General features: G+C 37.9%; 12 protein-coding genes. 2 read left to right on the top strand and 10 right to left on the bottom strand.

The window, feature by feature from the left end; genetic code table 11:
* Positions 1-765: 765 nt before the first annotated feature.
* From AC3WSO_RS03020 to AC3WSO_RS03010, 3 genes are all read right to left on the bottom strand, one after another.
* The gene (locus AC3WSO_RS03020) at positions 766-1,632 is read right to left on the bottom strand and encodes a GNAT family N-acetyltransferase (protein WP_492528610.1); all 867 of its coding nucleotides are present in this window, start codon (positions 1,630-1,632) and stop codon (positions 766-768) included.
* Positions 1,633-2,098: 466 nt separating this feature from the next.
* A complete protein-coding gene (locus tag AC3WSO_RS03015; protein ID WP_492528608.1) occupies positions 2,099-3,931 on the bottom strand; it encodes an ABC transporter ATP-binding protein in 1,833 nt (610 codons plus the stop codon).
* Positions 3,931-5,652, bottom strand: coding sequence for an ABC transporter ATP-binding protein (locus tag AC3WSO_RS03010; protein WP_492528606.1), 1,722 nt, complete (start codon positions 5,650-5,652; stop codon positions 3,931-3,933). The genes AC3WSO_RS03015 and AC3WSO_RS03010 overlap by 1 nt, the downstream gene beginning before the upstream one ends.
* Before the next feature lie 837 nt (positions 5,653-6,489).
* Between AC3WSO_RS03010 and AC3WSO_RS03005 the strand changes: the two genes are divergently transcribed.
* The gene (locus AC3WSO_RS03005; protein ID WP_492528604.1) at positions 6,490-8,511 is read left to right on the top strand and encodes an EAL domain-containing protein; all 2,022 of its coding nucleotides are present in this window, start codon (positions 6,490-6,492) and stop codon (positions 8,509-8,511) included.
* 407 nt (positions 8,512-8,918) lie between these two features.
* Here AC3WSO_RS03005 and AC3WSO_RS03000 read toward each other — a convergent pair whose 3' ends face one another.
* Together AC3WSO_RS03000 and AC3WSO_RS02995 are read right to left on the bottom strand one after the other, a co-directional pair.
* Positions 8,919-9,386 (bottom strand): threonine/serine exporter family protein, encoded by a 468-nt coding sequence (locus tag AC3WSO_RS03000; RefSeq protein ID WP_492528602.1) that lies wholly within the window; start codon positions 9,384-9,386, stop codon positions 8,919-8,921.
* Positions 9,387-9,398: 12 nt separating this feature from the next.
* A complete protein-coding gene (locus AC3WSO_RS02995) occupies positions 9,399-10,151 on the bottom strand; it encodes a threonine/serine exporter family protein (RefSeq protein WP_492528600.1) in 753 nt (250 codons plus the stop codon).
* Positions 10,152-10,604: 453 nt separating this feature from the next.
* Between AC3WSO_RS02995 and AC3WSO_RS02990 the strand changes: the two genes are divergently transcribed.
* The gene (locus AC3WSO_RS02990; protein WP_492528598.1) at positions 10,605-12,011 is read left to right on the top strand and encodes a polysaccharide deacetylase family protein; all 1,407 of its coding nucleotides are present in this window, start codon (positions 10,605-10,607) and stop codon (positions 12,009-12,011) included.
* Positions 12,012-13,128: 1,117 nt separating this feature from the next.
* Here AC3WSO_RS02990 and AC3WSO_RS02985 read toward each other — a convergent pair.
* The 5 genes from AC3WSO_RS02985 to AC3WSO_RS02965 form a co-directional block, all read right to left on the bottom strand.
* A complete protein-coding gene (locus AC3WSO_RS02985) occupies positions 13,129-15,222 on the bottom strand; it encodes a beta-propeller domain-containing protein (protein WP_492528596.1) in 2,094 nt (697 codons plus the stop codon).
* Positions 15,223-15,354: 132 nt separating this feature from the next.
* Entirely contained in the window at positions 15,355-18,585 is a 3,231-nt protein-coding gene (locus AC3WSO_RS02980) for a collagenase (RefSeq protein ID WP_492528594.1), read from the bottom strand.
* Between the two features lie 269 nt (positions 18,586-18,854).
* Entirely contained in the window at positions 18,855-20,048 is a 1,194-nt protein-coding gene (locus AC3WSO_RS02975) for an acyl-CoA dehydrogenase family protein (RefSeq protein WP_492528592.1), read from the bottom strand.
* A 10-nt stretch (positions 20,049-20,058) separates the two neighbouring features.
* The gene (locus tag AC3WSO_RS02970) at positions 20,059-21,231 is read right to left on the bottom strand and encodes a saccharopine dehydrogenase family protein (RefSeq protein ID WP_492528590.1); all 1,173 of its coding nucleotides are present in this window, start codon (positions 21,229-21,231) and stop codon (positions 20,059-20,061) included.
* 26 nt (positions 21,232-21,257) lie between these two features.
* Positions 21,258-22,736, bottom strand: a complete 1,479-nt coding sequence (locus tag AC3WSO_RS02965; protein ID WP_492528588.1) for an aldehyde dehydrogenase family protein — start codon at positions 22,734-22,736, stop codon at positions 21,258-21,260.
* Positions 22,737-23,125 lie beyond the last annotated feature (389 nt).

The raw sequence follows: 23,125 nt of genomic DNA, 5'->3' as shown, positions 1-23,125 counted from the left end.
TACCTTCCCCAATATGGATGGACACTTTCATGACCTAACGCTTACCAGCGACCTAAGAACCAAAATAAAAAGAGCAGACACGCATTTTGTCTACTCTTTTTATAGGATACCCTTGAACTTAAAAACAGATAAAAAACTAGTTTTCTAAAGTGGATTTTCTCATCCTCTTAAATAAGTCGCTTAACTTTCGTTTGATATATCGCAACAATTAATAAGCCAGCAGGTATAGGGGTTAAGGAACTAAAACTGAAATAAAAAAGCCATCATCATTGTATTATTCTAAGAAATGAAGTTGTGCTAAATAGGAACAACACTAGACATTTATAAATTCATATCTTTTCATTACAATTCACCTCATATTAACGATAGTCATTTGTTTTGCTTATGCTACACGGTCTTCGATTGTTGGCTTAGAATTTTTAAGCTAACTGCTATATTTGATATCCATTTTTACTTTTCATCTCCTACAGTCACACACTATATCGCGATTTACAAAAGGATGAAAATCAACTTTTGTTCACTTTTGAACAAACTTTGATAAACTTCTTATTTGGATCAGGTATGAGATCATTTTCAACCTTATATTATGGGGATGAATGATGTTTTCTTGAAATTTACTTTGAAAGAAAGACTTCCTCACCCTTTTAAGCAGTTCGTCTATCTCCATCTGAAAAATCCCCACTTCCGTATCTCTGGTGTCAAGACTTCATTGCTGAACACAAAAAAGTGAGGAGTGATGCATAAAGCACACTCCTCACTCTTCACTTATTGTTTTACAAAATAGTCTATTTGCTGAGCCTTCATAAAACCGGCCTTTTCATAAACAGAAAGCGCCTTTCTATTGTCAATCTCTACATCCAGCATGACGCATTTCGCACCAATTTTGCTCGCATAATCTTTAGAAAATGAAAGCATAGCAGTACCTATCCCTTGCCCCTCACAAGTTGGATGCACTGCCAATGCTGTTACCCATTGAATTTCATTTTCTTGGGCAGTTGTCACTGTTCCAACAACTTTTCCTTCTTTACGCGCTACCCACAGTTTTCTTCCAGTCGTTGACGTATTAAAAGCGATTAGATCTTCAGACTCTTCAGGTAGATCTCCAAACGCTGCACTATAAATAGCAATCAGCTCTGCCTGTTCATCTGTATAAGGAATAATTTCGATATCATCCTTTAATTCTACTGCCTCTGCTTTTGTTTCTAAAGTGGCTTCTGAAAAGCTATACGTAAAGCCCTTCGTTTCAATAAACGTATGTCCAAAAGGTGAGCCATCTATCACTACCGCTAATTGACCATCTGCCCCACGCTCTTTGAGGCCTACTTGTAAAACATCTACTAAAGCAGTTCCAATTCCCTTTTGACGGTACGTAGGCGCTACAACTAAAGACCATTCATATGTATGAAGCCCCATTAAATCTATGGCACTAGCTGCACCCACTAAAACATCTTTGTCATCTTCATATGCAAGTACCATAAAGCCCTTCGTTTCAAAGGAACTCGCCATAGGCAATCCCATAGCCGTTTCATAGACGCGATAGTCATTTGTAGTCGCTTCTTCACACAATAATTTTAATTCATTTAATGTTTCCCCATCTAACGGAAAAGACACTGTCATCACTGAAATATTCATCATTTACTCCGTTCTTGTATCAAACTATCGCCCTATTGTAGCAAGAAAGAAAATAATCTTGCAACAAAATAAATTTGACACTTCTAATTATTAACAATTTTACTCCAAGTATAGTGAAATTAAAAGTTTTATATGATTATTGACGGTTATAATGACTGAAAGTTACTAGAATTAGGTATGTATTTTTATACACGCCCAGTTATCTGAAAATCCGATTTCTACTGCGAATGAACGTCAAGTCGCTCCTCACCTAAGCAAAATATCATCCATAAATCTTCTATCGGTGAATAATTAACCTCAATTTTTCATTTTATTATTATCCATAATTATACTATTCTTCTAAATAAATTACATTTAAAATTTGAACTGAAATACAATATTCAAAAAAGAGCAATCCCAAAAATTCCGGAATTACTCTTACTTATGTTTGAGGAATGAAATTTATACCTACATCGTTTCGTTCACCCTACTCATCAAGATGATGGGACGAAGATTGTAGCATCTGCGCATAAATGCCACCGGATTCCATTAATTCCTGTTGAGAGCCCACTTCGACTAACTCACCTTTGTGTAGAACAAGCACAATATCGGCATTGTGCACAGTATTCAAACGGTGGGCTATCACAAAGCTTGTGCGTCCCTGCATCAACAGATCAAGAGCTTCTTGAATCGCCAGCTCCGTAACGGTATCAATACTACTTGTCGCCTCATCCAATAATAAAACTTTCGGGTCTGCAATTAAGGCTCGTGCAATGGACAATAACTGCTTTTGGCCTTGCGAAATGCCACTGCCATCCGCGGCAAGCATTGTGTCATAACCATCCTTTAGCGACATGATAAAGTCATGTGCATTTGCACGCTTTGCAGCTTCCTCTATCTCCTCATCGCTAGCATCCAATCGACCATAACGAATATTTTCACGTACAGTTGCCTCAAACAAAAACGGATCCTGTAACACAAAGGCCATTTGTGAGCGCAATGCTTGTCGTTCGATTTGCTGAACGTTGACACCATCAAATAAAACCTCACCCTTTGATACTTCATAAAATCTTGCAATCAGCTGCAAAATAGTTGTTTTGCCTGCTCCGGTAGCCCCGACTAGAGCGACCGTTTGTCCAGGCTCCACATTAAAATGGATGTCCTTCAACGTGTAAGCTTCCTCTTTTTGCTCATATTTAAAGTACACATGCTGAAAGCTTACCTGTCCTAATAGCTTACGCTTTTGCGCTGAAGCTGCCTCCTCTTCAGGCATTTCATCTAGTAGCGCAAATACACGCTCTGCACCAGCAATCGCTGACAGTACGGTATTAAATTGATTGGCTAAATCATTTAACGGTCGTGTAAATTGCCTTGCGTATTCTGTAAAAATAACAATGACGCCAATGGACACATGCCCGTAAAGAGCAAGTACACCGCCAATACCAGCCACAATTGTAAAACTCATATTGTTTAAAAAGTTCATGACCTTCGGAATATAGCCAGAGTATGTCTGCGCCCAAAAGCCTGTTCTTTTTAATCGTACACTTTTTTCACGAAACTCCTCTTTCATTCGTTCTTCTTGTGAGAAAGCTTTCACAATTCTCTGGCCCGAAATCGTTTCTTCAATCATACCATTCAAAGCTCCAATAGCTGTCTGCTGTTCCTTAAATAATGGAGCGGTTCTCCGTGTGATCCAACGCATCGCCAAAAACATAACTGGTATAATCGTCATCGTTAATACCGTTAGTAATGGGCTTAAACTTAGCATGATGATGACTGTTCCCGTCAGTGTTAATACACTCGAAAACACTTGGATAAAGGAGCTATTTAATGTGGAGCTAACAGCTTCAATATCATTCGTCATCCGACTCATTAATTCTCCATGCTGACGACGATCGAAAAAGGCAATCGGCAGTTTTTGAAAATGCTCAAATACACTCGTTCGTAACCTATAAATGGTTTGTTGGGCAATACCAATCATCCAATAGTTTTGCAAAAATAACGATACGGCTAATAAAGCATAAATGCCGATTAACAGCATAATACCCTTCTCTAGTCCTGCAGGCTCTCCATGCGTTACGTACATATCAATCATTTTACCGATTACATACGGCCCAAGAAGAGCCAACATGGAACTCACAAAAACAAGTAACAGTACGATCATTAGTAGTACACGTTGTTCATCAACTATTTTCCATAAACGTAGCAGTGTACTTTTCCAATTTGTCGCACGAGGTCCCTTCTTTTTCTTAACCGTTTGCTTCACATCATCCTTCGTCAAAATCGGCTCATAGCCAAAAGGTTTTTGGAAAAATCCCATTATTCCTCTACCTCCTGTTGAGAGATTGCGATTTTTTTATAGAGCGCTGACGTCTGCAGAAGCTCTTTATGCGTCCCGTATGCGACTACTTTTCCTGCATCGATGAGTAAAATACGATGTGCACCTTTCGCTGTGCGAATTTTTTGAGTGACGACTAACATTGTTGCTTGTTCTTCACTTAACGCCTCCCATAATGCCTGCTCCGTTTTCACATCAAGCGCACTTGTACTATCATCAAGCATCAATATATGCCCTTTTCTTAATAACGCTCTTGCAATCGATAATCTTTGTTTTTGTCCACCCGAAAGATTGACACCCTTCTGACCGACCCTTGTCTCGTAGCCATTCGGGAAATCTTCCACAGAAGCATGGATTTGTGCTTGCATGGTCGCGTGTAGCACTGCATCCATGTCAGCCTCTGCATCGCCCCAACGAACATTATCAGCTATGCTTCCTGTAAATAATAAAGACTGTTGCGGCACATAGCCGATGATTTCACGTAGCTCTTGTAAATCCCATTGCTGTACATCTTTCCCCTCTACTACGATTTTGCCTTCTGTCGCATCATAGAAACGTGGGATAAGCTGTAATAGCGTTGATTTCCCTGCACCGGTTGCCCCCATAATGGCCAGCTTTTCTCCCGATTTCACTCGGAAGCTTACATCGGAAAGGACAGGTGCGTCTCCTCCAGGATACGTAAAGCTCACATGCTCAAACGCTAATTCTCCAACATTCAAATCATTCGATGCTTTCTCTGAAGTTGATGGTAATTCAATCTCATTTTCAGTCGAAAGGACTTCTGCCATACGCTCTGCTGAAGCTTTTGCACGCGCATAAAAAATAATAATAAAGGCAAACATCGAAAACGAGCCTGTCATACGCATTGCATAATTGACAACGGCCACTACATCTCCAAGTGGTGTTGTACCGGAAGCGATTTGTTTTGTCCCAAACCATAGCACCGCGAGTAAGCTCATATTCATAATGAATAACAATACAGGCATAATATATTCCATTGTGCGTAGAGCTTTTACAGTATCTATTTTTAAGCGTGAGGCAACTTCATCAAAACGTGAGGCTTCATAGGCACCACGTAAATAAGCTTTCACCAATCGAATAGCCTGTAAATTTTCCTGTAGTACTCGATTCAAACGATCTACTCTCTTTTGCACACGTCCAAAATAAGAAACACCTTTTGCCACCATAACAATAAGAAAAATGAAGATAATCGGTGCGCCAATAACTAGAAACAACGCTAGTTTAACGTTTACAACAAAAGCCATAATAATGCTGCCAATAACGGCAAGTGGGGCACGTAGCATAATACGTAAACTCATAAATAGCACTGTTTGAACTTGCGTAACGTCATTCGTTAACCTTGTTATAAGGGACGCCGTTGAGAATTTTTGATAAGTAGCTAATGTAAAGGATTGTATTTTTTCAAACAATGCATTTCGTAAATCATAGGAAAAACTCTGTGCTGTATGCGATGAAAAATATGAATTTACGACACCGGCTATAAGGGCTATGAAAGATAAGGCCAGTAACACCAGTCCCCATTGCCAAATCATCCCTTGATTTTGAGCCCGCACGCCATCATCTATAATTTTCGCCATGATCAGTGGCTGCGCGAGCTCCACAAACAATTCCAGCAGCATTAAACTAAATGCGATGAATGCTGTCCATTTATAAGGCTTTACATAGGAAAAAACTTCTTTCATATTCTTCCCCCTTTTTCTTTAATAAGTAAGTTCCATAAATCAGCAAGGAACTACCATACTGTATTTTTTGCTTTCCATTCACCTATTTGAAAGTATGCTTGCCCCAACTAAAGCATATTAAAGCGATCATTAAGCATGTAACCTTAAAATCTGCGAAACCAAGCCACAGATTTGATTTGCCTGCCAAATTCGGCTAATAAAGCCTTATGCCAGTCCTCCTAAAAGCATTCCCCTGCTGACAACAAGTAGAAACGCCTAGGAACAATATGTAGAAGGAAAACATGAGAACAACCACTACTCCAATAAGACTTTGCTACTAACTATTAAAGCATCAATTGAAGCGTTCATTAGTAGGATGAACATACCTACCCCTATATCCATAATCCCTATTACTTGATATTTTGGTGGCCATTTCTTTAAACTAAGAGAGACATAAGCAATATAAGTACCAAAAATTGTAACACTGTAGCGAATACAGCAATACTTCCGTTGATTGCTAGCAAATTCCGGAATATCTTTTTTAGTAAACAATCAATATGTAAATAATATAATACTTGCATCTGATACACGAATTGTTCACATAAAAAAGGGCGTTACTCCCTATATCATCGCACCTGGGACAATAAATACTATTCCTTTAAAACGTCATACACGCTTCTTGCTCCCTATATATATACTAAAAAATGTTATTTTCCTTCAAATCTTTTCATGTTTTTCGTTAAAAAAGTCCTTACTTTTTTTATTATCAAATATTTACAATCATATTCATAATGACTAATTCCTGATAATTAACTATAATAATAGTATATATAGATTACTCAAGGAGATCGAATAATCATGAGTCATATGCATAAATCATTTACCATTGATGAACATTATTTAAATTCACTTCCTTTTCCTACAATTGTCATGAATCAAGATGGACAAATTATACATTTGGGAAAGCTTGCTGAACAGCTATTTGGTTTTTCAGCTACTACTATTAAAGAACATACCGCATCATTCATTCACGAAAATTTATTACGTCAGCTTTCATTAGATAAATTTAAAACCATTTTACAAAATGATGACAGTACGTATATCAATCAAATCCAACTGAAAACGTATACAAACGAAGAATTTAACTCAGCGCTGTTAGCTAAACCATTTACTGAACAAGGAGAGCGTTTTATCCTTATGATGTTTATGCTTCCAGAATTAATGATCAATTCTGTCTCAAACTGCGGAACTCTCGCTAAATTAAAACAAGGTTTGGACTCGACATTTATGACCGTAACACTGGATCATGATGGTTTCATTTTAGAATGTAATGCTGAATTTCTAAAAACGAGTCAATGGACACCAAAACGTGTGATTGGTAAAACGTTTTGGCAGCTATTCCCTGATAATAAAGAAAGCGAAAAGATTACAAACACCATTTGGCGTAATTTAAACAATGGCCAAACGTGGCAAGGCGAAATCGAAAAAGTTACAAAAACAGGTCAATCTTATTGGGTACTACTAACGGCTATCCCAACATTTGATATCGAAACAAATGAGCAACAATTTTTATTGATCGAAAAGGATATTACGAAGTCTAAGTCCATACAACATCAGCTTGAAAAAATCGCTTATATCGATACAGAAACAGGTCTTATGAATGCACATCGTCTCGAAAAAGTGATTTCTAACATGATTGATGATGAAAGAAACTTCTCTTTCGTCTATTTAAGTATTGATAAATTTTATACATTAAAAGAGTTACATGATCAGCAAATTGATCAAAGTCTTATTGTAGAGTTTACAAATCGTATAAAAATGTACTTCCAAGATAGCACAATGGCACGTATTAACGAAAATGATTTTGTCGTGATTACACCATTAAGTGAATGGTTCATTCAAGGCTTCCTGTCTTACTTACAACAACATCCAATTTATAACAGTAATATAGCTGTCCCTATTTCTATTAGTGGCGGAATTACACGTTATCCAGAGGATCAAACTACATTCTCCCAACTAATGAAGGCATCTATTGCTACTATTACAACTGTCCGTGAAGCCGGTGGAGATAAAATCGTCTCCCTATCCAAAGCAACACATAAGGCATTAAATCGTAAAGCTTTAATTGAAAAACGTTTACTTCAGGCTCTTGACCAAAAAAATCTAAAAGTCCTTTATCAGCCGCAAATTGATGTTACTTCAGGTAAAATCACAGCTGCAGAAGCACTAGTTCGTTGGGAAGATGAAGTAATAGGTGTTGTCTCACCAGATGAGCTCATTCCAATTGCGGAGGAAACAGGTCTTATTAATAATATCGGTTCCTTTATGCTAGAAAAAGCTTGTGAACAGGCACTAATCTGGAAAAAAGCTGGCCTTGATTTAAAAGTATCTATTAACTCTTCTGTACGTGAATTCCGTGATAAAAACATGGCACAGTCCATTCTTGAAACGTTAGCGAAAACTGGCTGTCCTGCAAATCTTATTCAAATCGAAATTACCGAAAAATTTGCCCTAGAAGCAGAGGCCGCTACCTTTATTACGAAGCAAATGCGAAAGCTTGAAAATGAAGGGATCGCCTTTATACTAGATGATTTCGGTACCGGATATGGCTCATTTAGGTATATGCAAATTTTACCAATAGATACATTGAAAATCGATAAAACATTTACAAGTTCTCTATTAAAATCTGAGAAAACCCAAAAACTTATGAACGGTATGGTGCAACTCGGAAAATCTATGGAACTTAAAGTTGTCGCTGAAGGTGTCGAAACAGCTGAACAAGCAGATCTTTTGATTTCTTATGGCTGTGATGCGATTCAAGGCTACTATATTAGTAAGCCAATTCATGCTGAGGAAATTGAAGCACTGTTAGTTAAATAGTTAATGTGAGGAAGGAGGTTACGTTCTTAAACGTAACCTCCTTCTTATTGTTAATGAAAGTCTAAATAAAGTATGGCCATACACAAAGCGAGGAGGCTAATTTCCGTTCCGGCTGGGCGCTTTGTTGCTGACGCTTTGCTTTCGCACAGTTAAAACATTTGTTGTTGCTGACGCTTTGCTTTCGCACAGTTAAAACATTTGTTGTTGCTGACGCTTCGCTTTCGCACAGTTAAAACATTTGTTGTTGCTGACACTTCGCTTTCGCACAGAGCAAAGCTTCCTGGGGGCGTTCGATGAGTCGCTTCGCTGCAGGGTCTCTTCATAGTACTCTGAAAGAAAGTGCCATCTCTTTTTATGTTCAATCTGTTGCTTTAGCTTTTCCATCCGCCTATATTTGATGTAAAACCTTATTTCTTATAAACCTTTTTGAATGTCGCCTTACTGTTACGTATAGAACGGAAAATAAGCTGTATTAGTACCTCTGCAAATACAAGTCCTATAACGATGGCACCTGTAATTAAAAATGCCTTTAACCCGTATTGTAGCCCTTGTATATAATCATCCTCTACAACATTTCTCATTGCATTGTAAGCCATGCCTCCCGGAACTAACGGGATAATCCCACCGACAATAAAAATAATCATCGGCATTTTGAAGCGTCGAGCATACAAATGGGAAACGATCGCAATGACGAAAGCGCTAAAGAATGAGGCATTTACTACATCCATTCCATGCTCTGTTAGGATGAAATAAATCATCCAGCCTACTACCCCAACAAAACCACAATAAATGAGGTTTTTCCTAGGTACATTAAAAATAACTCCGATACCCGCCGTCGCAAAAAAGCTAAGAATCAACTGTATGATATAGTCCATGTCGTCCGCCTCCTAAAATGATAGAGTGACGGCAATAGCTGCACCGATTGCAAAAGCTGTTAAAAAGGCCTCTACGCCCTTCGCCATCCCTGACATAAAATGACCTGCTATTAAATCCCGAACTGCATTCGTAATCAAAATACCTGGTACTAGTGGCATAACGGAACTAATAACAATTTTATCTATTTCCGTACCGTGGCCATATTTCACTGAAAAGACAGCAATTGTTCCTACTACTAATGATGCTGTAAATTCTGCGAAAAATTTTACTTTTGTTAAGTCATTTATCAATAAAAGCACTAGGAAGCCTAACCCTCCTGCCAAACAGGCAAAAAGGAAATCAGACCATCCCCCCTTAAACATTATAAGGAAACAACCACTCGCAAGAGCCGCTGATATGACTTGAATATATGTGGGTAAAAAATAATTTGTTTTTTGTATCGACTTTAGCTCGTCATAAGCTTCTTCTAATGTTATCATGTGAGAAGTGAGTCTCCGAGATACTGAATTTACCAAGGCTATTTTTTGTAAATCTGTTACCCTGTTGGAAATCGATGTAATTCTCGTTGGCTGTGTCTTGCCTAACGAAAAAATGATCCCTGTGGGTGTGGTATAACATTGCGCATCCAGCATATTTTGAGAATGTGCCATACGTAGCATTGTATCCTCTACACGATATGTTTCTGCACCACTTTCAATCATAATTCGCCCCGCAAGCAATAAGCAGTCAATCGTAATTTCATTATCCACTTCATGTAAAACCATTACAGTTAACTACCTCCCTCAATTATGCCTCGGCATAATTGCGTCCGGAATCGGTTTTGTGCTTAGGCCTGCACGATGCAGGTCCGTTAGCTATTATCGCATGGATGCGATGATTTTAGGCTAACATCCCCTAAGAACTTCTTTCCGATTACGTGACATCCGCCGGAGGCTTTAACTTCTTTCAATGGGTGTTTGGCACCCGCTGAAAGAAGTTAAGGTTCCTTGCCAATAGTATCGAACTGCAAATAAAAACTCAACTAAAAATTTCAACTTTTAACACAAAAGTATTTTAGCTTTCATATGATGAAAACGATAAGCAAATGAGTCATTTATTCATGAGGATTGTTTACCAAAAATTTATAGCAAAACTTCGTAGATTCGTATAACTTTTTCAATGACTAACACGTCTGATTGTATAGAAAAATAAATACGGAAAGGAGCGTCTCCCTCAAAATGCCGGAACGCAGAAAAAAACGCGGGCCAATGATTGATTTCCTATTAATCGGCCTCATCATTTCATTAACAACTATTATTTTAGTCATTATCCTATCAAAGGATGACTTTAAGTTTCAAAAAATCAGTGCCTCAAAAGAGACAGATTCAAATTCAATAACTAGTAACCTATCCACTGAAAGCTCTGCGTTTCCAGGTATACGTATTGTAACCGATGTTTCTAATGATAAGCGAACACCTTTTGCTATTCACTATCCAGAAACAGATAATAAAGCTTTTAACGATGCTGTACTACAGTACATAACGGATTCAAAAGAAAACTATCTGTCATCTATGAAAAAAAATAAAGATAAAGAGGCAATGGGTGAGCTGAATATTAGCTTGGAAACTTTCCCATACCAGAAGCACTACTATTCCTTTGTGCTAACAAAAACGTTGTATACAGGTGGAGCCAATCCCGAGATCTCAACTAAAACATTCTTTATCAATCATGAAACTGGTAAATTAATTCCCATTGAAACATTGTTAAATAACGACGAAAACAACTTATCGGCATTAGCTACTTATGTACGTAAGGACTTACAACAAAATCCTAAGTTAAAGGAAGAGCTTTTCAAGGATGATGTAATCAAGTCAACTGAACCGAAATGGTCTAACTTCCATCGCTTTGCTATCGTTAATAATTCGTTACAATTCTATTTTGATGAGTATGAGATTGCTAGCGGAGCAGCTGGTCCACAAACTGTGAAGCTTCCCCTTTCGCTTATCAATCCGTTGTTAGCCTCTGAATTCCAGATTGCTATGCAAAAACCGACGAAGCCAGTTAACGTAGGTGATCCAAACAAAAAACGTATTGCCTTAACTTTTGATGATGGTCCACATCCAAAGGTTACCGAACAGATTTTAAATACGCTCGATAAATATAACGCAAAAGCTACTTTCTTTATGCTTGGTAGTCGCGTACAATATTACCCTGATATCGCAAAAGATGTACTTGCAAGAGGACATGAAATCGGTAATCATTCATGGGACCATCCTGTATTAACAAAACTGTCACTAGAGCAGGCAGTGAATCAATACACTTCTACATTTGCAGAGATTGAAAAGGCCATTAATCACAAGCCGACTGTATTTAGACCACCGTATGGCGCAACAAATGATACGATTAACGCTCAAATTCCAATTCCTGTTGTTTTATGGTCAATCGATACATTAGACTGGAAGCATCGCAATGCGCAACAGCTCCTACCACATGTTAAAAATAATTTACACAATAACGCCATTGTCTTAATGCATGATATTCATCAATCGACTGCCGACGGTCTTGATGCTGTACTTGCTTATTTACAAGGGCAAGGCTATGAATTCGTGACAGTATCGGAAATTCTCCCATATCGTCAAAAATAATTAAAGAAAAAGTCCAATGAACTCAAGGTTTATTGGACTTTCTTGTATTGAAAAACTTTATTTCAAAAAAAGTAAGGCTCTTCTGCAAAATGAAGGGTTGATTCCGTTCCAGGCTACTCGCTTTGCCGCTGACGCTTCGCTTTCGCGCAGAGCAGAGCTTCCTGTGGGCGAGCGGCGAGCCGCTTGCGCTCCGTGCAGGATCTCGCCTGTCTCGCTTTCCCACGGGAGTCGAGTAGCCTTCCACTCCAATCAATGCTAACGTAAAACATTTATAAGTTTTATGCATTTCAAATTGAACGTTTTGACAGCTCACCATAATAGAATAGAATAAATTTACATAATGACGCGATTGTGTTTGTTTTAATGCCACCATGTTTTCGCTATAAAAACATCTGTTGCTGACGCTGCGTTAGCACTGCGCTTTCGCACAAAAAATATCTGTTGCTGACGCTGCGTTAGCACTGCGCTTTCGCACAAAAAATATCTGTTGCTGACGCTGCGTTAGCACTGCGCTTTCGCACAAAAAATATCTGTTGCTGACGCTGCGTTAGCACTGCGCTTTCGCACAAAAAATATCTGTTGCTGACGCTGCGTTAGCACTGCGCTTTCGCACAAAAAATATCTGTTGCTGACGCTGCGTTAGCACTGCGCTTTCGCACAAAAAATATCTGTTGCTGACGCTGCGTTAGCACTGCGCTTTCGCACAAAAAATATCTGTTGCTGACGCTGCGTTAGCACTGCGCTTTCGCACAAAAAATATCTGTTGCTGACGCTGCGTTAGCACTGCGCTTTCGCACAAAAAATATCTGTTGCTGAAAGTTTCATTTTATCACTATAAATTAGAGCTATATGCCAGTAGATACACACTATGTGAAGTGGTTGATTGGAGTGGAGACTGGGCGACTCCTCTGGGATCAGCGTCACAGATGAGACCCTACAGCGCAGCGAAGCGGCTCATCGGACGCCCCCAGGAAAGCGCCCAGTCGGAACGGAAATCAATCCCTCGCTTTGCAGAAGAGCCTTATTTAATAAGACACCTGAATTTCATTGACATAATAGTTTTTCAACAATATAAAAAGTCCAATAACCTCAAGATTGAGTTTATTGGACTTCCATTTTATTTTATAGTTAATGTATCCAGTGGTTTAAAGTCTTTTAGTTGATAACTCTTTACTTCATTGCGAGCTACTGTGTAAAGAGCGTCATCTATATAGACTACTCGCTGTACAAGCTGCTCCCAGTTTTCATACTGATCGCCCTTACTTTTATTAATGATATTTCCTTTTAGTACGATGCCTTTATCTGCAGTGATTTCATAGATTTGTGCGCCTTGACCTTTGTAGACAATTTCATCGCCTTTTCCTGCATCATATAGGACAACCGGGAAACCAAAGTAATGGTATTCCTTGTTGCGGAATAACGCTTTAGGGTTGTATTGAACATCGGAGTATGAGCCTTTGCCACCGATTTTCACGGTTGATTGTTCCTTTGGATGTTTGAAATCTGACACATCAAATAATGACATTTTCATATTTGTTGTCACCGTAAAATTACGTTTCGTATAGGCATCATAGCGTTGCTCTGTATCATAGCCAATGCCGATTAAATGGTTATCGTCTAATGGATGTAAATAGTTACTAAAGCCTGGAATCTTTAGCTCTCCTAGTACCGTTGGCTTTTTCGGGTTTGCTACATCAATTACAAACAGTGGATCCACTTGCTTGAATGTTACTACATACGCTTTTTCGCCCATGAAGCGTGCAGAATACACTTTCTCACCAGGAGCTAAATCTTTTACAGCACCGAGCTGCTGTAATTTATTATCTAAAATAAATAGGTGATTTTTTGATATTTGTTGTTCATCCCATGCATTTCCTTCCGTTGTAACGATACGGAAATTACCTTTATATTCATCCATCGAGTATTGATTTAACACGGATCCTTTTACTTCCGTAGTACCTACAAAATTCATGTCAGTTCTATCAACATTCCATTTAAAAACTTGTGTATTCGTTGTTCTTGGCATCCAGATTCTATCCATAATGATGCCAGCAGAAGGCTCTAGATTTCCGTCATAAATAGGTGTTGTTAAATAAAGTGCATTCTCCGACATATAAAGTCCACTACTACCACCTAAGTATCCTTTCGTATTCGCCGTTTTCTGAGCACCATTTTTTAAGTCCACCGCTGTCATTAAGCTATATGTTCCATCCATTGTATTTGGTAAAATAGAAATTTTCTCTAGAGGTAAACTTTTATATTCTCTTCCTTCTACACTATCATATGTTTTCGGTTTTAAATCTGGCGCTTTTTTCTCTCTAAGCATCCAATAATTCGGATGCATATTACCAATTAAATACAATGTGTCATTTGTAATTCGAATATCTTGTAAATACCCCTCTTGCCCCACTTCACGTATTAGCTTTGGATTTTTTGGATTTGAAATATCATATAAAGAAGCTTTCGTCATGCTTGTTCCTATTTTTTCTAAATATTCATCACTAATCGCTATTAATATATGGTCGTATACTGCTAGCTTCGAAATATATTGGGTTCCCTTCATCTTAATCGTTGTTGCTAGCTTTAAATTTTTCGGATCTTTAGCATCCACTACAGTAATGTTCTGATCTTTTACAGCGTAAATATAGCCATCTTTGACAACGACTATATCACCCTCCTCCACGCCTTCTACTTGATTATTCGTTGTCGAGGAGTCGTTCGCATTAGATTTTTCATCTTTGGCCGCAACTTCAGTAGTCACTTCATATTCCCGCTCTTTTTTTGAATTTGCTAAAAGTGTTTCAAAATATTGTTGTAGCTCTTTTTCTGATTTGACGGCTTCCAGCTTTTCAATGATGCTGAACGCTATTTCTTGCGATGTTGTTTTAGGACCACCTAGTACAAACGCTTCTTCCTTCACATGTAATTTATAGCTACCAGGTGTTAAATTGCTAATGAGAATTGTCTTGTTTTCCTCTGCTAATGCGACAGTTGCTGTTACCTTTTGATTTTTACTATTTGTTACGTAAACATTGTCTTCCGTTATTTTGCTGGCCTTTAGCGCCTTCGTAAAGGATACTTGCCAGCTATGAGTCGTTTTACTCTCATTTTTAGTCTGTGCCTCCACTTTTGGGGTCGACAAGAGCGTAAAAATTCCTGGCAATATAGCTAGTACGATGATGATTAGAAAAGCTAGCCACTTATTTTTCATTATTTTTCCTACCTTTCATAAAGTTGTTTATTATTTAGACTACTTAAGAGTTAAAAAGTTACATTATTCTGAAATTTTTCTCGATAAAAAACGAGAGGACGTGAATCCCTCTCGTTTTCAAATCAGCTTCTACTATTGTACGTTTACTGTATATGCCCCATTTTCGTTATCATATTTATAAATGTATAAATAATACTTTCCTGGTTTCGCATCATATTTACCTTTTATACTATTTCCATCTTCCTGTCCATATGCTACGTAATTTCGCATATCAGACTCATGACAAAGCACCCATGTCATGCCAATTTGGTTTTCATTTAAAACAGAAATATCGATTTCTTTTGGCGACGTAACATCGAAAGTGTATATATCTGTATGATCATCATCCATCAAGCTACCTTTTAGTGCCTTATTAAATGGAATTATGTTCGCTTCTTCTTGAATATTATTTGGTTCTAGCTCTGTTTGTGCTCCATTTTGTACATTTACTGTATATGTCCCGTTTTCATTATCAAATTTATAAATATATAGATAATACTTACCTGGTTCTGCTGTTAGTTTATCTTTTATACTATTTCCATCTTCCTGTCCATATGCTACATAATTTTGCTTATCAGACTCATGATAAAGCACCCACGTCATGCCAATTTGATTTTCATTTAAGACAGAAATATCGATTTCTTCTGGAGACGTAATATCGAATGTGTATACATCCGTATCATCATCACCAACCAAATCACCTTTTAAAGGCGTATTAAATGGAATGAGCTTCGCTTCTTCTGGATGAGGATTCTCTGTTTGTGCGCCCTTCCGTACAGTTACAATTGAATGATCTTTACTTTCTATTCCCTTATCATTTTTCACTGTTAATGTCACATTATATGTGCCTTCTTTTTCGTATATATGAGTAGGGTTTGCCTCGTCACTTGTTTTGCCATCACCAAAATCCCAAAGGTAAGAAACGATTTCTCCATCCTTATCTTTTGAACCATCGCTCTTGAACTGGATTTCTTCATTTTCGATTCCAGCATAAGGACCATTGATATTTACAATAGGCGCTTGGTAATCTCCTTCATCCGTTGCAACGCCGTGGAAAACAATATCATATTCAAACTGGTTTGCTGCATTCACACGGTAGTTTACAAAATACGCCGTCACTGTTTTATAGCCGCTCCACTCTTTTTGCGACAGTTCCTCTAGTACTTGGTTCACTTGCTTACTCATCGTTTTCCAATCCTCAGATTCACCTTTTGTTTCACTACCTACATACGTACCTTCGAGTGTAAATGTATTAAAGAATTGAGACTTATGTTTTGTCATTTTTACATCTTTAACGTTAGCAACATCGACAATTTCTTGCTCCACTTCGTTTAGCGCTTTTGGTTTATGTTGCACTAAATAATCTTCTGATACTTGTGGCACCTCGTATTTTTCTTGATTATCAATCAATTGCTGCATATACGCTTGGTAGTCCGCATTCAGTTGTGGATCATTACTTAAAGAGTCACGATACGCATCATAATTTTTTACATCGTTCTCACGGATTAAATCTTGAATTTTATCAAATGTATCAAATTGATGAGTATACATATAAGACTGTAGTGCAAATGAATAGTTATAAAAATCCCATGATCCATATTTAGCAAACAATGTCTGTTTAGCTGTAAAGCGTTGTGATGGGTCATTTGATAATCCACTAATTATACTCTTACGTGGAACAACATCATTTGTTCGCGTTGATCCTGCAAAGAATTCTGCATTTCCTTCCTGGAACCATGTTAGTCGCTCATTTTGGTACATATCTCCTCTTCCAAATAAACCAGGAACCTCGAATCTTGCTTGTAAATAATGAGTAAATTCATGGCGGAACAACTCTTCTAAACTATAAATACTTTGCTCTGGCGTACGTTCATATGTAAAGAACGTTCCAGTCTCTTCAATATAAATACCACCATTATTTGTTTCATATCCGTACAATTGACGGTTTAATGAATATTGATCTGGAGAGTTATAAATGACAACTGTTAATACATCGTCAGGGTTGCCTGGTTCTAATGCCTTATCATTTCCAATTACACGGTGATATTGTGCTTTTACTTCTTTTGCAGCCCAGTATAATCTTTGAATTTTATCTTCTGTTACTTGATCTCCCGTCTTAAATACAATTGATCCATTATCAAATGTATATGTTTTCGGTAAATACTCCTTCTTCCCTTCTTCACGTACCTTTTGTAAATCTACTGTATTTCCATTATTGTCTTTTCCACCATAATTTGTATCAATTTGTTCCACTGCTACAAAATAAGCATCACTTAAATATGGATACATATGCATCGCTTGTGTAACAACTTCTAAACCTTTATTCGGATTACTATGGAATTTTCCTAAACGCCCTGCATAATAAATGCCATTATTGATTAACCAACCATTGTCATCTGTCACATTATGTAAAAGTGCAATTTTATTCACTTCATTTATGAAACTATCAATCTTTCCATACCATATCGACGTATTAGCTTCTTTACGTTCATCATGCAAATACGACTGCAAGTCAAAATCTATCCCATGCATTAAATCATAGATAGCTTGTCCTTTTGAATACTCGCGTTCATATGTAGAAAGATTTTCATTATACTGTTTTAAAATCTTCGTAGCATTTTGAACTGTTTCCGCATCACTAGAAGCATTACCTATTAATTTACCATAGGCGGATACTACTTTATCTTGCTCATCGGTACCAAGTTTAAAGTTCGGATTATTAGCTATTTCTTTTAATGCTGGAAGACACTTATCGTGGAAACTTCTTTCGTTTAAATACGCTAGTTCGTTATTATAAAATCCTACATAAAATGCAGAACGCAATAGCTCCACAAAAGTGTCAATACCCTTTGAATCATCTTTCGTAAAAGAACTTCCCCTTTTCCCTAATTCATCAATAATAACTTGCATACGTTCTTTATTTTGATAAAAAGCTTTTGAATCCTCATTGAATTGGAATAAGTCGGTAATTTGATCCCAGCGAATATTTCCTAGCGTATCAATTAACTCACTATCACTCATTTTATTAAGCTCTGCCATCGAGTACTGTTCCTGCAATTGCTTCGTTTCAGCAAGCTTTATAGTTGGAGCTGGTTGTTCCGAAAAATCGCCCATTTCCAAACGTTTTTCAAATGACAATGTTTCATCAGCCGTTGTAGAATGTGTAACTTCATCATTCGAAGTCACTATGCCGGCAGGTTTCATTTGTAATACATTATAAGGCGTTTTTTCTGCTGCTGATGCTTCTGCTTGTAACGCTCCGAACGACAGTGCCATTGTACTTACTCCAAGCAACAATTGATTTAGTTTTAATTTTTTCTTCATAATAAGTCCTCCTATTATACTATATTTATAAATCGATAATACGTTGATTATTTAGAACTATATCACCCTTTTTAAAATACCATATTATGAGAGTAAAGCAATATAAAATGTTATTTTATAACAGAATTTTCTTGTATAATTTGAACGTTAGGACACAATTAGAACATAAAAATCGGTTTAATTGTAACAAAACGGTATATTTCACTGAAACATAAAAAAAGAACCCGGAATTCGGATTCTTTTTTTATGTTTCAATTTTGATAAAACGCTTATTCTTCAAATGGCCATTTTGGTAGCATTTTTGCCAATGACTTATCTTGACGTGTTCCTAATACATAGTCAGCCTGCATAATTGTATGAATTTCACGTGTACCCTCATAGATAACCGGTGCTTTCGAGTTACGTAAATAACGAGCGACTGGATATTCATCTGAATAACCATATGCTCCATAAATTTGCACAGTATCATCCGCAGCTTTATTAGCAAAATCACAAGCCTGCCATTTTGCTAATGATGTCTCACGCGTATTACGTACACCTTTGTTTTTTAATTCTCCAACACGATAGACAAGCAAGCGGCTCATTTGATAGCCCGCCTCCATTTTGGCAACCATTTGCCCTACTAGCTGGTGCTCACCAATAGGCTTTCCAAATGTTTCGCGTTCATGACAGTATTTCACACTCGCCTCGAGACAAGCTTGAATGAGACCAACAGCGCCAGCAGCTACGGTAAAACGACCATTATCTAACGCGGACATTGCAATTTTAAAGCCTTCTCCTTCTTCTCCTAGACGATTCTCTACAGGTATACGTAGATTTTCAAAAAAGAGCTCACCAGTGTTACCAGCACGAATACCGTATTTACCTTTAATCGCCTTCGACGTAAAGCCCGCCATAGAACGCTCTACGATAAATGCACTAATGCCATGATGCTTCTTCGATTTATCCGTGTAGGCAAAAACGATAAAATGGTCAGCTATATCACATAAGGAAATCCATGTTTTCTGCCCATTTAATACGTAAAAGTCTCCATCCCTTATAGCGGTCGTAGACATAGCAGATACATCTGACCCCGCTCCAGGCTCTGTTAAACCGAACGCTCCAATCCGAACACCTTTCGCCTGCGGAATAAGATATCGCTGTTTTTGAACCTCTGTTCCCCATTGCATTAAGGTCATACTATTCAAGCCTGTATGAACGGAAACAGCTGTACGAAATGCTGTATCTCCACGTTCAAGTTCTTCACAAACGATGGCGAGTGCATTGTAATCCATACCACTACCACCGTATTGTTCTGGGACACAAACGCCCATTAAGCCAAGCTCAGCTAGTCTTGACCAAATCTTCGGATCGAAGCCACCTTCAGCATCCCACTTCGCAATATGTGGAAGTATTTCATCATCCACAAACTTCCGTACTGTTTTACGTAACATTTCCTGCTCAGTCGTAAATTCGAAATTCATGACCGAGCACCTACCATTTCACGATCATTGCAGATGTATGAGACGTTTCCTTAATAACTACACCACGTTTAGCCATTTCTTCAATATAAATGTCGCCCGGTACAATTGATTCAGGTGCAAATACACCGTGCTCTGTAATTTTATTTTCTCCAATCATTTGAGCAACGACAGAAATTGTATTGGCTGTTGAGCGAGCCATAGCTGTTTCATTAATTGTCATATCTTTAGTTACAACCATTTCGTACTCATACGTCACTTGTTGCTGTGCCTTTTCACCCGCTACAATAACACGCAATAGCACGGCATCTGGTTTTGTACCAAGCTCAAGTTTCTTTTTAAGTGCCTCACGAACAACTGGACGTACAGAAACCTCCTGATTTTCTACCTCTACTTTATTGCTAGCATCAAGGAATCCTAAATCTGCTAATAGTTTAAATTTCTCTGCATGGCCTTTATAACGAATTGTTTTATATTCTAATGTTTGGACATTTGGGAATGTCTTATCCAACGTCGATATACCGCCAGATGTATAAAATGCCTCAAGCACACCAAAATCTTTGAAATAAATAGGTTCAACGCCTGATAACGACGGAACTTCTTGAAGTTTACCTTTTAAAATCACTTTTGATGGTTCTGTATAATGATCAAAGACACCATCTAAAGAAAATACGCGTGTATAGTGAAGAGGTGGCTTCGGCTCTGTAGGAATACCACCTACAAATAGTTTAATAGATTCTACCTCATCTAATTTTGAAGCACCATAACCCGCTAAAATGTTGACCATACCCGGAGCAACACCCAAATCCGGAATAATAGTTACACCTTTTGCTTTTGCCTCTTCGTCAAGATTTAATATTTTTTCTGTTACACCGCCAATATGACCACCTAAATCCACAGAATGAACACCCGCCGCGATAGCTGCTCTTGCTACACGCTCATTAAAGGCATAAAATAATGCATTAACAACTACATCACCTTTTGAAATAACCTCCATTAACGAGTCATCGCGCTCAGCATGAAGCTCTACAACCTGAATTTTATCTGTGTTTAACGAGTCTACAAAGTCCTGCGCTATTTTTACGTCAATATCTCCTAAAAATACACACTCCACTTTGCTATTTTTTATTAAATCGCGAGCTACCTCTTTACCCATTAAACCTGCACCTAATACAACAACTTTCATCAAGAACATCCCCTTTCATTGATCTGTTATTCTGTATCGATTTGTGCTCTTTGTAATTTCCCGCTATAGTCTACATAAATACTTTTCCACTCTGTATAGACATCCAAGGCAGCTACACCCGAGTCACGGTGACCATTCCCCGTACCCTTTGTCCCACCAAATGGTAAATGGATTTCAGCACCTGTTGTGCCAGCATTCACATAAACAATACCTGTATCTAAATCTCGTTGTGCGCGGAAAATCGTATTCACATCTTGTGAAAAAATTGAACTGGATAAGCCAAATTTCACGCCATTGTTTACTTCGATTGCTTCATCCAAACTTGCTACTTCAATAAGAGAAACGACCGGGCCAAAGATTTCTTCCTGTGCAATAATCATGTCAGGCTTCACATTGGTAAATAGTGTAGGCTCATAATAAAACCCTTTGTCATAAGGAGGCTCAGATAAAATTCTACCTCCAGCTAACAACGTTGCCCCTTCCTGTTTACCTATTTGCACATAGTGATTAATCTTTTCCAATGCAGCTTTGTTAATGACAGGTCCGATTTTCACACTTTCATCTAGACCGTCACCAATTGTTAGCTTATGCATTTCGTCTAATAGGCGTTTTTCTAATTCCTCTCTTACATCTTTATGCACGATCACGCGACTACATGCTGTACATCTTTGACCAGCAGTTCCAAATGCACTCCATAGGATTCCTTCAGTCGCTAGCTGTAGATCGGCATCATCCATCACGATGACCGCATTTTTCCCGCCCATCTCTAATGAAATCTTCTTCAGGTGTTTACCACCTAGCTCCGCTACTTTACTTCCTGTTGTTGTAGAGCCAGTAAACGAAATGACCTTAACGTCTGGATGTTCAATTAATGCTGTTCCAACTGTTGGCCCTGTACCAAAGACAATATTTGCTACTCCATCTGGTAGGCCGACCTCTTCAAAGATTTTACCCATTTCATACGCCATCAACGGTGTTTCATTCGACGGCTTCCAAATGAACGTATTGCCAGCAACAATCGCTGGGAACGACTTCCATGTAGCAATCGCTACAGGGAAATTCCACGGAGTTATTAAAGCTACAACACCAATAGGTGCCCGTACACTCATGGCAAATTTATTAGCTAGCTCGGACGGTGTTGTCTCCCCAAATAACCGTCGCCCTTCACCAGCCATATAATAAGCCATATCAATCCCTTCCTGTACTTCACCCCTAGCTTCTTCAATAACCTTTCCCATCTCTTTTGTTAAAACGGTCGCCAAATGCTCCTTCTTCTCCTTCATTTTTTGACCGATGGCATATAAATAGTCAGCACGTTTAGGCGCAGGTACTAATGCCCAGCTTTTTTGTGCCTGTTTTGCAACCGCTACCGCTTCATCTACCTCACTTGCCGTAGAACGCGGAATCGTAGCAAGCTGCTCCCCATTTGCAGGGTTGGTCACTACTATACTTTGTAAATGGGAATATGTTGCCCATTTACCACCGATATAGTTTTTGATTTCCACTACAAACACCCCCTGAAGTATCTATGTTGCCTCTATATCATCGTTACAAGTCGCATTGCTTTTAGACAGCTGTCATCTATTAATCTCTATGCAGAATAAAATATGTCAAAATTCAGAATCTTTAATATATAACAATCTGTAAAGCATGCTTTTGGTACAATGATATTGGTGACAATCACCAGAGATTTTATTTCCTTTTAGCTAATTTACAGATGAAAATCTTTTGTGATCATTGAAAAAATAATCACAAATTTTTAGCTAAACGAAAATAAAAAATACTCATACTAGTTTTTTATATTCGACATTTTCTATCTTATTCCTTTTTTTTCTTAAATAATTAATTATTCATTGAAACTTACATAACATATAATCGTATATAATACTAAATT

This window comes from Lysinibacillus sp. EB106-09-02-XG168, from assembly GCF_058791475.1.
The sequence above is the reverse complement of the archived record's forward strand: the minus strand, read 5'-3'. Positions and strand labels throughout refer to the sequence as shown.